13 protein-coding genes are annotated in these 13,533 nt (G+C 36.8%); 6 read left to right on the top strand and 7 right to left on the bottom strand.

Annotated features, from left to right (window positions below; translation table 11 throughout):
* Nucleotides 1-72 precede the first annotated feature (72 nt).
* The 5 genes from DU508_RS07695 to DU508_RS07675 all read left to right on the top strand — a co-directional run bounded on the left by DU508_RS07695 (nt 73) and on the right by DU508_RS07675 (nt 4,151).
* Complete coding sequence (locus DU508_RS07695; RefSeq protein ID WP_115402248.1) at nt 73-1,161, top strand: alginate lyase family protein; 1,089 nt, start codon at nt 73-75, stop codon at nt 1,159-1,161.
* A gap of 67 nt (nt 1,162-1,228) precedes the next feature.
* Nucleotides 1,229-1,735, top strand: coding sequence for a GbsR/MarR family transcriptional regulator (locus tag DU508_RS07690; protein WP_115402247.1), 507 nt, complete (start codon nt 1,229-1,231; stop codon nt 1,733-1,735).
* Nucleotides 1,736-1,824: 89 nt separating this feature from the next.
* Complete coding sequence (locus DU508_RS07685; RefSeq protein ID WP_115402246.1) at nt 1,825-2,640, top strand: DUF393 domain-containing protein; 816 nt, start codon at nt 1,825-1,827, stop codon at nt 2,638-2,640.
* 5 nt (nt 2,641-2,645) lie between these two features.
* Entirely contained in the window at nt 2,646-3,572 is a 927-nt protein-coding gene (locus tag DU508_RS07680; protein WP_115402245.1) for a TIGR01777 family oxidoreductase, read from the top strand.
* A gap of 132 nt (nt 3,573-3,704) precedes the next feature.
* On the top strand, nt 3,705-4,151 hold the full coding sequence (locus tag DU508_RS07675) for an SRPBCC family protein (RefSeq protein WP_115402244.1): 447 nt from the start codon (nt 3,705-3,707) through the stop codon (nt 4,149-4,151).
* Between the two features lie 128 nt (nt 4,152-4,279).
* On the opposite strand, the gene DU508_RS07670 is transcribed toward DU508_RS07675, so the two are convergent.
* From DU508_RS07670 to uvrB, 5 genes are all read right to left on the bottom strand, one after another.
* The gene (locus tag DU508_RS07670) at nt 4,280-4,528 is read right to left on the bottom strand and encodes a DUF4834 family protein (RefSeq protein ID WP_115402243.1); all 249 of its coding nucleotides are present in this window, start codon (nt 4,526-4,528) and stop codon (nt 4,280-4,282) included.
* Between the two features lie 102 nt (nt 4,529-4,630).
* Nucleotides 4,631-5,161 (bottom strand): TonB-dependent receptor plug domain-containing protein, encoded by a 531-nt coding sequence (locus DU508_RS07665; protein ID WP_115402242.1) that lies wholly within the window; start codon nt 5,159-5,161, stop codon nt 4,631-4,633.
* A complete protein-coding gene (locus DU508_RS07660) occupies nt 5,161-5,355 on the bottom strand; it encodes a YwbE family protein (RefSeq protein WP_115402241.1) in 195 nt (64 codons plus the stop codon). Before DU508_RS07660 ends, DU508_RS07665 begins: the two co-directional genes overlap by 1 nt.
* Nucleotides 5,356-5,411: 56 nt before the next feature.
* Complete coding sequence (locus DU508_RS07655; RefSeq protein WP_115402240.1) at nt 5,412-6,704, bottom strand: DUF3472 domain-containing protein; 1,293 nt, start codon at nt 6,702-6,704, stop codon at nt 5,412-5,414.
* A 78-nt stretch (nt 6,705-6,782) separates the two neighbouring features.
* Entirely contained in the window at nt 6,783-8,825 is a 2,043-nt protein-coding gene (gene uvrB, locus DU508_RS07650) for an excinuclease ABC subunit UvrB (protein WP_115402239.1), read from the bottom strand.
* 275 nt (nt 8,826-9,100) lie between these two features.
* Here uvrB and DU508_RS07645 point away from each other — a divergent pair, with 275 nt between their 5' ends.
* Nucleotides 9,101-10,261 carry an ATP-binding protein gene (locus DU508_RS07645; RefSeq protein ID WP_115402238.1) on the top strand — a complete coding sequence of 387 codons (1,161 nt, stop codon included), beginning with the start codon at nt 9,101-9,103 and terminating at the stop codon, nt 10,259-10,261.
* A 100-nt stretch (nt 10,262-10,361) separates the two neighbouring features.
* Here DU508_RS07645 and DU508_RS07640 read toward each other — a convergent pair whose 3' ends face one another.
* Both DU508_RS07640 and DU508_RS07635 read right to left on the bottom strand, forming a co-directional pair.
* On the bottom strand, nt 10,362-12,737 hold the full coding sequence (locus DU508_RS07640; protein ID WP_233509414.1) for a M1 family metallopeptidase: 2,376 nt from the start codon (nt 12,735-12,737) through the stop codon (nt 10,362-10,364).
* 9 nt (nt 12,738-12,746) lie between these two features.
* Nucleotides 12,747-13,331 (bottom strand): HupE/UreJ family protein, encoded by a 585-nt coding sequence (locus DU508_RS07635; RefSeq protein ID WP_115402237.1) that lies wholly within the window; start codon nt 13,329-13,331, stop codon nt 12,747-12,749.
* Between the last annotated feature and the right edge of the window lie 202 nt (nt 13,332-13,533).

Here is a 13,533-nt window from a genome sequence, read left to right as displayed (position 1 = left end):
AGGAATAAATTAAATGTGAGCAGAATAAAAAATTAGATTTGTATTAACTAAATCCCAAAATTCAACTTATTTATGATGAGAAAGTTTATGATTACATCATTCGTGTCCTTGCTATATTTTATTTCTTTTGCTCAAATAGTGAGCTTAAATCCAAATGAAATTGACAAATTAAAAAGCAAGATCAAAACTGATGAAGAAGTAAAAACACTGTATTCGAACTTTAATCAATTTACATTAAAATATCTTGACGAAGAACCAAATCCGATTGATACCATTCGTACAGAAGGGCTTTTAAAAGGAAATCCAAAAAAAGAGAAAACTCAATTTGCTTTAGCAGATATGAATAAAATGTTTTCACTGGCTTTGCAATATCGCTTAACAGAAGATAAAAGATACCTGAACAAAAGCATTTCATTTTTGAAAGCCTGGGCAGAAAAAAATCATCCTAATGGTGATCCTATTGATGATACCAACCTTGATAAGGCTGTAGAAGCTTACGATCTGATTAAAAATCATATTCCTGCTGATACAAAGAAATTAATTGATCAATGGTTACTGGAAACTGCTTGGGCAGAAATCAACAGTAAGCGAATGAAAGCCGGGAGGGCAACCGCGATCAATAACTGGAATGCCCACCGGTTAAAGGTTGTTGGAGAAATTGGTTATGTATTAAATCATAAGGAACTGATCGACTGGACCATTGAAAACCTAAAGAGCCATATTAACATTAATTTATATGCCGATGGAACAAGCCTTGATTTTAAGGAACGTGATGCCATGCATTATCACATCTATGATTTGGAGCCCATGTTGAGATTAGCGATCATCATAAACAGAGCGAAAGGAGAGAATTTTTACACTTATGCTTCTGCAAGTGGTTCTTCAATCAAAAAATCTGTAGAATGGCTGATCCCTTATATCAAAGGAGAAAAACAACACGAGGAATATGTTAATACAACAGTCAAGTTTGATCGGGACCGGGCTAAAAACAATGAACCCGGGTTTGCACCAGGAACCATGTTCGAACCTCGGTTAGCGCTTCCGGTTTTAAGGTTATCAGTCTATTTTGATTCCACACATGAGGAGTTGCTATCAAATCTAAATCAGAAAAACAGGAATATACAGTGGTTGATTAACGATATCCAGAGAAGTAATAAATAAGATTTTGATATAAAAAAATAAACTTTCAAAAATTATTGAAAGTTTAATATTATCATTATATTTGTTTATGGAATTAGCGGCTGCGAAACTTAAATTTATTGAAGCCTGGGGCAAATTAGGTTCTGAATGGGGCATTAACCGCACCATGGCACAGGTTCATGCCTTGTTATTAATTTCTCCGGATGCATTAACGACTGAAGAAATAATGGAAGAGCTGAGTATTTCGAGGGGCAATGCGAACATGACACTTCGGGATTTGATTGGCTGGGGATTAATTGAGAAACAGCATAAAGCAGGCGAAAGAAAAGAGTATTTTTTTGCTGATAAAGATGTTTGGAACATTGCCCGTCAGGTAGCTAAAGAACGTAAAAAAAGAGAGCTGGAACCTGTTTTGAAAGTACTAAACGAGCTTTCTGCTGTAAGTGGTGATGAAAAAGACCCGGCATTTAAAACTTTCAAAAAATCGGTAAAGGATATTAATAAGCTGGCAGGTAATGTAGACAAAACGCTGGAAACCATGCTTAAAGCAGAGGAAAGCTGGTTTTGGGGATCAGTTTTAAAGGCATTTAAATAGCAGGTAAAAGAAATCAACAAAGCCTTAACCGGCTTTATTTTTTAAATATAGCTTTCATTTTTTACTGAAAGTTTTAAAATTAAAATAAGATGAGAACACTTAAAAATCATGTGATTCTATTCGACGATGAATGCCCGATGTGTTATGTTTATACCAAAGCATTTGTTAAAACCGGAATGTTGCCTGCAAACGGACGAGAATCTTATCAAAATATGCCACAAAATATTTGTCTGCTTGTTGATCACCAAAGAGCCGCTAATGAAATTGCACTGGTCAATACTGAAAATGGCGAAGTAACTTATGGAATACAAAGTCTTTTTAAAATTATTGGAAATTCGATTCCCTTATTCAAGCCACTGTTTGAATTTAAACCACTTGTTTATTTAATGGGCCATGTTTATGCTTTCATTTCTTACAACCGCAAAGTGATTATTCCTGCGACGGCCAAATCTGGTACATTTCAACCTGACTTTAAAATCCAATACCGAATAGCCTATTTATTATTCAGCTGGTTAGTTACAGCATATATACTCACAACCTACGCTCATTTGTTAATTGATTTCGTTCCACCTGGAGGGAAGTACCGGGAATACTTTATTTGTGGCGGACAAATGTTTTTCCAGGGAATCATTATTTTCTTTTACAAAAGGGAAAAGTTATGGGAATATCTGGGCAACATGATGACCATTTCTTTGGCCGGAGCGCTGTTATTGTTACCCGTAATGGCAATTTCCGGGTATTTTGAAATAAACTCCATCTTTTTTATCCTCTATTTTTTACTGGTTGCCGGGTTAATGTTTTTAGAGCACATTCGCAGGAGCAGAATTTTAAAGTTAAGCTGGACGATGAGCATTACTTGGCTATTGTATCGCTTAATTATTTTGGGATTAATCTTCATAATATAGAAATCATGAGTTACAGAAAAATTGTTCTGGCTGGAGGAAATGGATATTTAGGCGGGTTACTGGCCAAACATTTCAGCGATTTAGCTGAAGAAGTGATTATTTTAGCACGGAAACCTCAAGCTGAAAAAGGAAATATCAAGACTATTTTATGGGATGGAAAAACTGCTGGTTCCTGGATTAAAGCACTTGAAAATACCGATTTACTGATTAATCTTTGTGGTAAAAACGTAAACTGCAGATACACCAGGAAAAATCAGGAAGAAATTATAAACTCCAGAGTAATTCCTACACGTTTACTTGGAAAAGTAATCAGCGCAATAGAAACTCCTCCAAAACTCTGGATTAATATTACATCAGCCACCATTTACCGCCATGCTGAAGACCGGCCACAAGATGAATATACCGGAGAAATTGGTTACGGTTTTTCAATTGATGTTTGCAAAGCCTGGGAAAAGAGTTTTTTTGAAAGTGAAACGCCTAAAACCAGAAAAATTGCTTTGCGGATGGGAATAGTATTAGGAAGAACTGATGGCGCTTTTCCGAGATTGCTAAATCTAGTCAAATTCGGTTTGGGAGGTAAACAGGGTAATGGCAATCAATATGTGAATTGGGTGCATGAGCAAGATGCGATTCACAGTATAGCATGGTTGTTAAAGAATTCTGCTATTGAAGGTGTGGTAAACTGCACTTCGCCAAATGCTGTTACGAATACGATTTTAATGCAAACCATAAGAAAAGCTTATGGAATACCTTTTGGCTTACCTGCTCCAGCCTGGCTTTTAGCTATTGGAGCAAGAATTATTGGTACTGAAACCGAATTAATTTTAAAGAGCCGATGGGTTAAGCCAACCGTTTTATTAAATAATGAATTTCAATTTCAATATGGAAAAATTGAGGAGGCTGTTCATGATATTGTAAGTTTAAGGATTTAAAGGAAAAGCATCAGCTTTTAAAGTTTTGAAAAGCAATGGCAAGAGACGTGGATTTGAGGTCTGGGGAAAATGCAAAAACCTTTCTTCAGTTCGCAATGAAGATATAATTTTAGACTTTACACATTCATCACAATGCCAACTATAACTTTAAAAACATTAATCAATGCTCCAATTGAAAGGTGTTTTGATCTTGCCAGAAGTATTGATCTTCATGTGCAATCCATGCGGTCGTCAAAAGAAGAGGCCATCTCTGGAACAACATCTGGCTTAATTGACATCAACGAAACAGTAACCTGGAAAGCAAGGCATTTTGGAATCAATTTTACAATGACTAGTAAAGTCACAAAACTGGATAAGCCTTATTACTTTGTTGATGAAATGATGAGCGGCCCATTTAAGAAACTTCATCATCAGCACATATTCAAAACTATTGGCACAAGTACAGAAATGACCGATGTTTTTGAGTTCGAAACACCGTTTGGATTAACTGGTTTAATTGTGGAGAGATTATTTCTTAAAAGTTACATGAAAAATCTGCTTCTGGAAAGAAACAGGATTATTAAAGGAGTGGCAGAATAGTTTATTATCTAATTGTTATTACCCTGAATTAACATTTAATAACGAACAGCATAAAAATTTATCTGACAGCTTCTTTTTACAGGTTAGCAAGCAAATAAAGAGCCCTGGCTTTTGGCCAGGGCTTGAAACTATTTAACTTCTTCGTAATCTACGAAATCGCCGAGTTTATCCGTTTTACTTTGATCAGGTTTCGGAGGCATATAATCTATAGAAATAGAACCTTCAGGCTTTGATCGTCTTTGCTGTTGTTGCCCGCCTGCCTGCTGTTGCATTTTGCTGGCCAGATTATTGAAAAGCATAGGCAATATTAACCGAATCAACATTCTAATGATCCAAAGTACTAATATTGCTATGAATATGAATTTAATTAATGTCATTCTTTAATTACTGTTATTACAAATATAGACGTCCCAAAATTTATTTTGTTACTTTTTTAGCCTTTAATTGCAATTTGATTACAAATACTAACGTAAAGATAGTCATTCTGGTTTGATCAGGATAAGAATATACCTTTCCTCCTTAATCTTATCTGTGGCTTTATTCATTAGTTTTACCGAAGAAATACGATCATTTATTAAGAACAGGTTCTCCCGGTTAAGCAGTCTGTCATCATTTAGAAATATTGGCAAATTGTAATCCCCCTTACTTATTTTGTTTTTTTGTAATATTTTCTCCAGTGAAACCGGTTTATATTTTCCTTTTACCTCAATTAAAATAGCACCATTTGCAGCAGCTGTGTCATAGATGGCGATTGCCTTTTCCGCTTTAATAACTTCTATTTTTTCTACATCCTTAATATTAAGAGTAGCTAAACTTTGATGGTTTAAAGTTTTCATTCCATTAATCACATATAATGGAGGCTTTGATATTATTGATGATCTCGAAGGACCACAAATACGAATGATTGGTTTCGATGTTGAATCAGAAACCTGGCCAGCAGCCGAAGTCTGAGCAAAGGTACTCATGGTAAACCCGGCCATCAGAAAAAAAAGAATTTTGAGTTTTATCATCAATCAATAATTTCAGCTACGCGGCCAACCTGACCATCTTCGAGCCTGACTTTTATCCCACGGGAATGAAACGCAGAAGATGTCAGCAAATCTTTAACCACACCATAAGTGATGTTTCCCGATCGCTGATCTTTCTTTAAAATAATTCCTACCTCTAAACCCGGATAAATGTCTTTTCTGTTTTGCCCTTTCATTGTGCTGTTATACTATTGATGATCAAAGCCTCAAAATTCCATAATTCCTTTGAATATTAAGGCAACTTGTTAAAATCAATTTCAGGTTTTTTCCCCATAGATGTTCTGGTAAAGATTTTTCTTGGCGTAGTGTATTGATTAAAAAAACCTCCATTCTTTAAGTAGAAAACTCCATTATCCACACCTCCTGCATAATCCATGCGATAACCTTTTGCCCCGGTATTATCTGTTGTGAAACGGGCATCCTTTAATTCTATCCAGTTACCATGATCGTCACATATCCATTGGTTGTTAAATAAAACCTTTCTGGATAAATCGCCCTGAACCGGAGAGAAATTTTCTAAAAAAGAATGGAACCGCTTTAAATAAGTTTGTGTTTTAGGACGTTTAAAACTGGCGATTAATTGCCATTGATTAGTTTCGGGAGCAAAAAAATAAGCGGTATAATTTGTAGTACTGTCTTTTGCAGGCACCCCATGCAACAAAAATTTATATGTATTTCCTGCTTTCCACATGTATTTAAGATAACTTTGCCCTCCAGATCCTTCATTGCCAAATTCACCTGTATGAACATTTTCCCCTTTTTTGAGCATTTTAATTTGATGCGATTCCGGAATGCTTTTTGGATCATCAGTATTAAAAGGACTCCAAACAGAAAATAAAATCCGCCTTTCGTTCGGACCATTTACCTGCATGCCAAAATAACCTTCGCCAAAACCGTTAGCCATAAAATAAGAGCCTAAAATGTCTTCGCCTTTCGGAACTGTTACCTCATTGTAATACCATTCTGCATTTACATTTTCAGGTTGTTGAAAATTCAAATGAACCGATGGCCCTCTTCTACCCCAATGAAAAAAGTTACCTTCATTGTTTTTTACATACGCTACATTACCTTCAAGAGCAGTGCCACTTATAAACAAACCTGCAATTGATGGAAACTTACCTCCTGTTTTATTAATGCCTTTAATGGTTAAAGCAACATAGCCGGTATCTTTGATGATCCATTCCCCAATTTTTCCATCAAAAGTTTTGCTTTCGTCAAAAGAGATTTCCTTTGATTGATTGTTGATGCTGAACGCCAAAGTAGATTGACCTTCAACCATTGGTTTTCCATCAATAGAAACAGCAACTGTTCCAGGTTTGGAAACGCGGAAGTAAGCCGTAAAATATTCTTTTGGGTTTGTCCAGTTAACGATTCCTCTGTTAGATAGTGTTCTTTCAGAATCCTGATGTAATGAACTGTAGGCATTTCCTCCCAATGGCAAGGATATGTTGGTTTGTGTTTGTGCCTGACTTTTCAGGCTCATGCCGCCGAGTACGATCAGCGACAAAAGTTTAAAAGCTTTCATTGTGTTTCTGTTTTTAGATAACTTATTGATACAAGTCTAATCCAAAAACTCCACAATAAATGCTTTTAAACTAAAACGTTACTTCGCGAATTTTTCATTATACATTTTCTCCAAAGCAAACATTTCATCACGGAGTTTAGCTGCTTGTAAGAAATCCATTTCTTTTGCGGCTTTCTGCATATCTTTTCTGGTATTGTCGATGGCTTTTTGCAGCTCTGCCTTACCCATATATTGTACAATCGGATCTGCAGCTATGCTAATTTCGGCGTTTTCTACATACGCCCTGGCTTTATTATCACTTGCTTTTTGAGAGAAATCCAATACAGAGGTTTGCTCTAAAATAGCTTCACGGGATTTACCAACCGTTTTTGGCGTGATACCATGTTCCAGGTTATAGGCAATTTGTTTTTCTCTACGACGATTGGTTTCATCGATGGTTTTCTCCATGCTGTCGGTAATTCCATCGGCATACATAATCACACGTCCACGATCATTACGGGCAGCACGACCAATGGTTTGGATCAATGATTTTTCAGAACGTAAAAAACCTTCCTTATCAGCATCCAGAATGGCTACCAAGGTAACTTCCGGCAAATCCAGGCCCTCGCGGAGTAAGTTGATTCCGACTAAAACATCAAACTCGCCTAAGCGTAATCCACGAAGAATTTCTACGCGTTCCAATGTTTTGATTTCCGAATGAATGTATCTTGTTTTGATATTCAGGCGATCTAAATATTTGGTCAATTCCTCCGCCATGCGTTTGGTTAAGGTGGTTACCAAAATACGTCCACCCTCTTTTATGGTTAAATCAATTTCATCTAACAAATCATCTACCTGATTTATGGCTGGTCGGATTTCAATTACCGGATCCAGCAAACCTGTCGGTCGGATTACCTGTTCAACCACCACTCCTTCCGATTTTTCTAATTCATATTCGGCCGGCGTTGCACTTACGTAAATGGTTTGCGGTGCCAAAGCTTCAAATTCATTAAAATTCAGTGGTCTGTTATCCAATGCAGCAGGCAAACGAAAACCATATTCTACCAATGAAAGTTTACGGGATCTGTCACCACCATACATTGCCCTGATCTGCGGAACGGTTACATGGCTTTCATCAATGACCATCAGGTAATCATCCGGAAAATAATCTAATAAACAGAACGGACGCATTCCTGGCTGTCTGCCATCAAAAAAGCGGGAGTAGTTCTCAATACCCGAACAATAACCCAATTCTTTCATCATTTCGATGTCGAAATTGGTTCGTTCTTCCAATCGTTTTGCCTCAAGCAAATGCCGGTCGGCAATTAATTGGTTTTTCCTGATTTCTAATTCCTCCTGTATCCCCCAGATCGATTGATTGAACCGGTCTTTTGGAGTAACGAAAAGATTGGCCGGGTAAATGGCCATGTCTTCCAGTTTTTCCAGCGTTTTCCCCGAAACAGGATCAATAGCAGAAAGTTCTTCTATGTCATCTCCAAAAAAAGAGATTCGATAAGCATGATCCAGATATGCAGGATAAACATCAACCGTATCACCTTTAACCCTAAAGGTTCCACGTTTAAATTCGGTTGTGGTACGGGAATATAAAATTTCTACCAAACTATGTAGAAATGCATTTCTTGAAATCCTCAGGCCAACACCAAAACGGAAAACCATACGGGAAAAATCTTCAGGATTTCCCATACCATAAATACAGGAAATGGAAGAAACCACAATAATATCTCTCCTGCCACTCATTAATGATGATGTAGTGCGCAAACGAAGTTTCTCAATCTCTTCGTTAATGCTTAAATCTTTCTCGATATAAGTATTACTTGATGCGATAAATGCTTCAGGCTGGTAATAATCATAATAGGAAACAAAATAGTTAACAGAATTTTCAGGAAAGAAGTTCTTGAACTCTCCATAAAGCTGTGCTGCAAGGGTTTTGTTGTGGCTTAAAATGAGTGTTGGTTTTTGAGTTTGCTCAATTACATTGGCCACAGTAAAGGTTTTTCCTGATCCTGTAACACCTAAAAGGGTTTGATAATGTTCATTCGCATTTACACCATCAACCAGTTGCTTTATTGCCGTTGGCTGATCTCCCGTAGGTTTATATTCTGAAGTGATTTTAAATTTCATGGTTGTATTCAAACTTAGTCAAAATTGATCTTAAAATCAATTTGATGATTTCTCCTCCGATCATAAAAACATAAACAGCATGGAAGAATATATGATTTTCAGGTACTAATGAATAAACAGGAGAAAGTAAGGAAAGTTGGGAAAGTGACAATATATGTTAAAGAGTTGACAACTTTCTTTCTCGTTCGTTAATGAAAGTTGTCAACTCTTCTACACGAACCTAGTAAATCAAAAGTTTAACTTTTGATTTACTAGGTTAATTCATATATTTGTGTATGTTAATTATCAGAAATTTAGCTAAGCAGTTAAGAGATCGTTTAAAAAAATCTCCGGCTATAGCTATTTTAGGGCCCAGGCAAGTGGGTAAAACCACATTAGCCAAGCAGCTTGAAAATGACTATATCTATCTGGATATGGAAAATCCAAGAGATCTTGCCAAACTACAGGATGCCTATACCTTTTTGGAAAGTTTGCAAGATCGCACGGTGATTATCGATGAGGTACAATTATTACCTACGTTATTTTCCTTACTACGCCCTTTAATTGATGCCAAACGAACTCCCAGAAGATTTATACTTTTAGGTTCTGCGTCGCCAGAATTGGTTAAGGGAGTTTCAGAAACATTAGCGGGTAGAATCTCTTATAACGAATTAAGCCCGATTGGGTTAACAGAACTTCCTGAAACCATAGGTTATGAACAACATTGGTTTCGTGGTGGTTTCCCAGAATCACTTTTGTCTGAAAATGATGCCTTAAGTAAAGAATGGATAGATGATTTTATAGTAAGTTATGTAGAAAGAGATCTGGCGAAAATGTTTGGGGTAGATTTAGCTCCAACCTTATTGAGAAATTTTTGGAGTATGCTCGCCCATTTAAACGGCAATTTATTTAACGGAGAATCATTTGCAAGATCATTGGGTGTTAGCGCACCAACTGTGAATAGATATCTGGACTTTTTAGAGGGCGGCTATCTGATCAGACGTTTACAGCCCTGGTTCGTAAATGCTAAAAAGCGATTGGTAAAATCTCCAAAAACTTACATTCGGGATACAGGAGTATTACATCGTTTATTAAACATTCCAGGTTATAACGATTTATTTGGCCATCCCGCAATTGGTGCATCCTGGGAAGGCTATGTAATTGAACAAATTTATCAGGTAAAAGCAAAACAAACCGAATTATTCTTTTATCGTACTCAAACCGGAGCAGAATGTGATCTGGTTTTGGTACAAGGGATCGCACCAATAGCTTGTATAGAAATTAAGTTATCGAATGCACCAACAGTATCAAAGGGCTTCGTAAATTGTACGCAAGATCTCGAGCCTAAACATAAATATATTATTACGCCTAAAAGCGAAACATATACTACACTAAACGATATTGTGGTAACCAACCTCAGGCATTTTCTGTTCAATATTTTGCCTCAAATTCAATAAAAACCTCTGCTCTTTATAATTTGGCTTATAGAGTTGACAACTTTCTTTCTTTTTGCCATGAAAGTTGTCAACTCTTAAACAACCGGTTTAATGATTACCATTATTTACCGGTTGCTTTCTGCATTGGGTTTGCTCCGGATGATTGCCCCCTTACCGTTCCCGCAGCTTTCATTTTATATATTTTAAACTTGCTTTCTTTTGCCTGGCCACCCCAGGTGTTGTTGCTTGTGTCAATATCAGCGGTTTCGCGTAGCGGATCTACCAAAATGGACTCCACTTCTTTATCTTTTACATAGAATTTAGAAGTTTTCAATTCATTATGTCTCCAAATCTGAGCAGGAATACGATCGATCTCTTTTGTGCCATCTTTATAAGTAAATTCTACAATAATGGGCATCACTAAACCACCTTTGTTGCTAAAACTCAATTCGTAAAGAAATTTATTTTCATATTTACTTTGTTCTGCAGCGGGAACAACTTCAAGCGGCATAGCCATTTCTACTTTTGTTGCAGTGGTTGTATCAACTGTGACCATTCCTCTGTCATATTTATAATAGAAATCCTGAGCGGCCGTATTTTTATCTACATAGAAGCTGATTTTTTTATCCTCACGGTTTCTGATTTTTGAAATATCTTCAAAAGCATTAACCGCTGGTTTATCAATTTTTACCATTCTTGATCTCGCTGCCGGAATTTCTTTAGGAAAATCGGCTTTAGCAAATTTTACACTATCTAAAGAGATATCGCAAGGATCAGTTCCGTAGAACCAACCTCTCCAAAACCAATCTAAATCTTCGCCGCTGGCATCTTCCATGGTACGGAATAAATCTGCTGGCTCAGGGTGTTTAAAAGCCCATCTTCTTGCATATTCTTTAAATGCATAGTCAAATAATTCTCTCCCCATAATGGTTTCGCGAAGAATGTTTAAACCTGTTGCCGGTTTAGAATATGCATTTGGACCAAAACGTGCGATATTCTCAGAGTTGGTCATGATGGGTTCAAGCTCATCTTTCGGTAATTTCATGTAATCAACAATTGTATAAGCAGGGCCTTTTTTACTCGGGAATTTATTATCCCAAAGTTCTTCAGTAAGGTATTCTACAAAAGAGTTTAAGCCTTCATCCATCCAGGTCCACTGGCGCTCATCGCTGTTCACAATCATCGGGAAAAAGTTGTGCCCAACCTCATGGATGATTACACCCAACATTCCGTTTTTAGTGCTTTCGCTATAAGTTCCATCAGCATCGGTACGGCCATAGTTAAAGCAAATCATCGGGTATTCCATTCCATTTGCTGCTTCAATGCTTTGTGCAACAGGATAAGGGTAAGGAATGGTAAAATCAGAATAAGTTTTAATGGTATGCGCCACCGCACGGGTAGAGAATTTGCTATATAAATTGTAAGCTTCTTTTCCATAGAAACTCATGCACATTACCGTATTATTATTGGCTTCAATTTTTTGAGGCATGGCATCCCAGATAAACTTGCGGGAAGAGGTCCAGGCGAAATCACGAACATTATTTGCATTGAAAACCCAGGTTTTTTTAGCGGTAGATTTTTTAGTTTCTGCAACTTTAGCTTCTGCAAGTGTTTGAATTTCTACTGGTGCAGTTGCAGTTTTTGCAGTGTTATACCGGTTCAATTGAGTTGGAGATAAAACAGCGCTGTAATTGATACATTCTCCTGTAGAGCCTACAAGGTGATCGGCAGGAACTGTCATTTGCACTTTGAAATCGCCAAAAGTTAAAGCGAATTCCCCTCTGCCTGTAAACTGGTGGTTTTGCCATCCCTGAAAATCACTATATACGCACAAACGCGGATACCATTGTGTCATTGTAAACAAATAGTTTCCATCAGCTGGAAAAAATTCATAGCCACCACGACCGCCAACACTCATTCTATCGGTAATTTTATAATTCCAATCAATGTTGAAGATGAGTTTTTGTCCGGTTCTTAAAGCAACTGGCAAATCAACCCTCATCATGGTTTTATTTACCGTATATTTTAAGCTTTTACCAGTGGCATCGGTTAATTTGGTAATATTAATTCCATAACCATTATCTGTCCTGGTACTTAATTGATCCAGATTTTGAGTAGTTCCAAGAGCAGGCATTTTGGTTGCATCCTGATAGTTGGCATTTTTGCTTGTGCTATGCTCATTTTCATCTAGCTGCAACCAGATATAAGTTAATGGATCGGGAGAATTATTGGTATAGGTTATGGTTTCTGATCCTGTTAAAAGCAAATTTTTCTCATCCAATTCGCACTTGATATTGTAATCAGCACGTTGTTGCCAGTATTTTACCCCAGGGGCACCGCTTGCTGTACGTTGCTCATTGGGCGTTGGCAAAATTGTGCCCAATTGTTCGAATTTATTGCCATGGTTACTGCCAGGATTATTTTGAATGTTTTGGGCCGTAGCCAAAATCCCTGAAAAAAGCAGCAGGCCGGTTAATGTAAACAGTTTATTCATCATTATAGTTAGTTAAAAAGGAATTCTCTCTAAAGCCATTTTTAAAGCCAGGCTAAATACGGCTGCCGATATAAATAAAACCCAACTTAAGCGTTTTATTCTGGTATAATTAAAAATTATAAATGTGATGAGCAGAATAATAATGACCATAAAAATCTGGCCGGCTTCTAACCCAACATTAAAACCAAATAAACCCCAGCCAATGTTTTGATCTTTCGCCAACATTATTCTGATGGAGTTTGCAAAACCCATTCCATGTATCAATCCAAAACCGAGTGCCAAAAAGTAATTGATCTTTACCGATTTCATCGAAAAATTTTTCCTGAATAAATTACTTACCGCAGTAATCACAATGGTACAGGGAATTAAAAACTCTACCCATTTGCTATCAAAACGCAATACATCCATTACGCTTAAAAGTAAGGTTAGTGAATGTCCGATAGTAAAAGCGGTTACTAAAATCAACACCTGTTTCAGATTGGTGTAACTATAAATGGCTACAAGAGCTAAAATAAATAGTTGATGATCCAAAGCATCGGAACTGATAATATGCGCCCAACCTAATTTAAAATAAAAAACAAAATCTTGTAACGGCATGAATAATCTTAGCTAGCTAACGGGGAATGTGATATTTTATAGCTTAAAATTAAATTAATAATTCCAAAAAGTGATCATTTCTAAAAAAACATCAGTGAAATTACTGAAAATGTTACCTTTTTCCTGCTTGAACCTTTCATTCATGTATCAATTCCATTAACCAAGCTGATACTTGATAGTCAAAACGCATGATCACTTTATA

Source organism: Pedobacter chinensis, from assembly GCF_003339865.1.
GTDB lineage: Bacteria > Bacteroidota > Bacteroidia > Sphingobacteriales > Sphingobacteriaceae > Pedobacter > Pedobacter chinensis.
This window is presented reverse-complemented; position numbering and strand designations above follow the sequence as displayed.

What these genes read in the sequence shown, in the direction of transcription:
- DU508_RS07690 (WP_115402247.1), top strand. Translation starts at nt 1,229, where the DNA reads ATGGAATTAGCGGCTGCGAAACTTAAATTTATTGAAGCCTGGGGCAAA.
- DU508_RS07660 (WP_115402241.1), bottom strand. Translation starts at nt 5,355, where the DNA reads ATGAAAGGGCAAAACAGAAAAGACATTTATCCGGGTTTAGAGGTAGGA.
- DU508_RS07635 (WP_115402237.1), bottom strand. Translation starts at nt 13,331, where the DNA reads ATGCCGTTACAAGATTTTGTTTTTTATTTTAAATTAGGTTGGGCGCAT.
- DU508_RS07645 (WP_115402238.1), top strand. Translation starts at nt 9,101, where the DNA reads ATGTTAATTATCAGAAATTTAGCTAAGCAGTTAAGAGATCGTTTAAAA.
- DU508_RS07675 (WP_115402244.1), top strand. Translation starts at nt 3,705, where the DNA reads ATGCCAACTATAACTTTAAAAACATTAATCAATGCTCCAATTGAAAGG.
- uvrB (WP_115402239.1), bottom strand. Translation starts at nt 8,825, where the DNA reads ATGAAATTTAAAATCACTTCAGAATATAAACCTACGGGAGATCAGCCA.
- DU508_RS07640 (WP_233509414.1), bottom strand. Translation starts at nt 12,737, where the DNA reads ATGATGAATAAACTGTTTACATTAACCGGCCTGCTGCTTTTTTCAGGG.
- DU508_RS07665 (WP_115402242.1), bottom strand. Translation starts at nt 5,161, where the DNA reads ATGATAAAACTCAAAATTCTTTTTTTTCTGATGGCCGGGTTTACCATG.
- DU508_RS07680 (WP_115402245.1), top strand. Translation starts at nt 2,646, where the DNA reads ATGAGTTACAGAAAAATTGTTCTGGCTGGAGGAAATGGATATTTAGGC.
- DU508_RS07655 (WP_115402240.1), bottom strand. Translation starts at nt 6,704, where the DNA reads ATGAAAGCTTTTAAACTTTTGTCGCTGATCGTACTCGGCGGCATGAGC.
- DU508_RS07695 (WP_115402248.1), top strand. Translation starts at nt 73, where the DNA reads ATGATGAGAAAGTTTATGATTACATCATTCGTGTCCTTGCTATATTTT.
- DU508_RS07685 (WP_115402246.1), top strand. Translation starts at nt 1,825, where the DNA reads ATGAGAACACTTAAAAATCATGTGATTCTATTCGACGATGAATGCCCG.
- DU508_RS07670 (WP_115402243.1), bottom strand. Translation starts at nt 4,528, where the DNA reads ATGACATTAATTAAATTCATATTCATAGCAATATTAGTACTTTGGATC.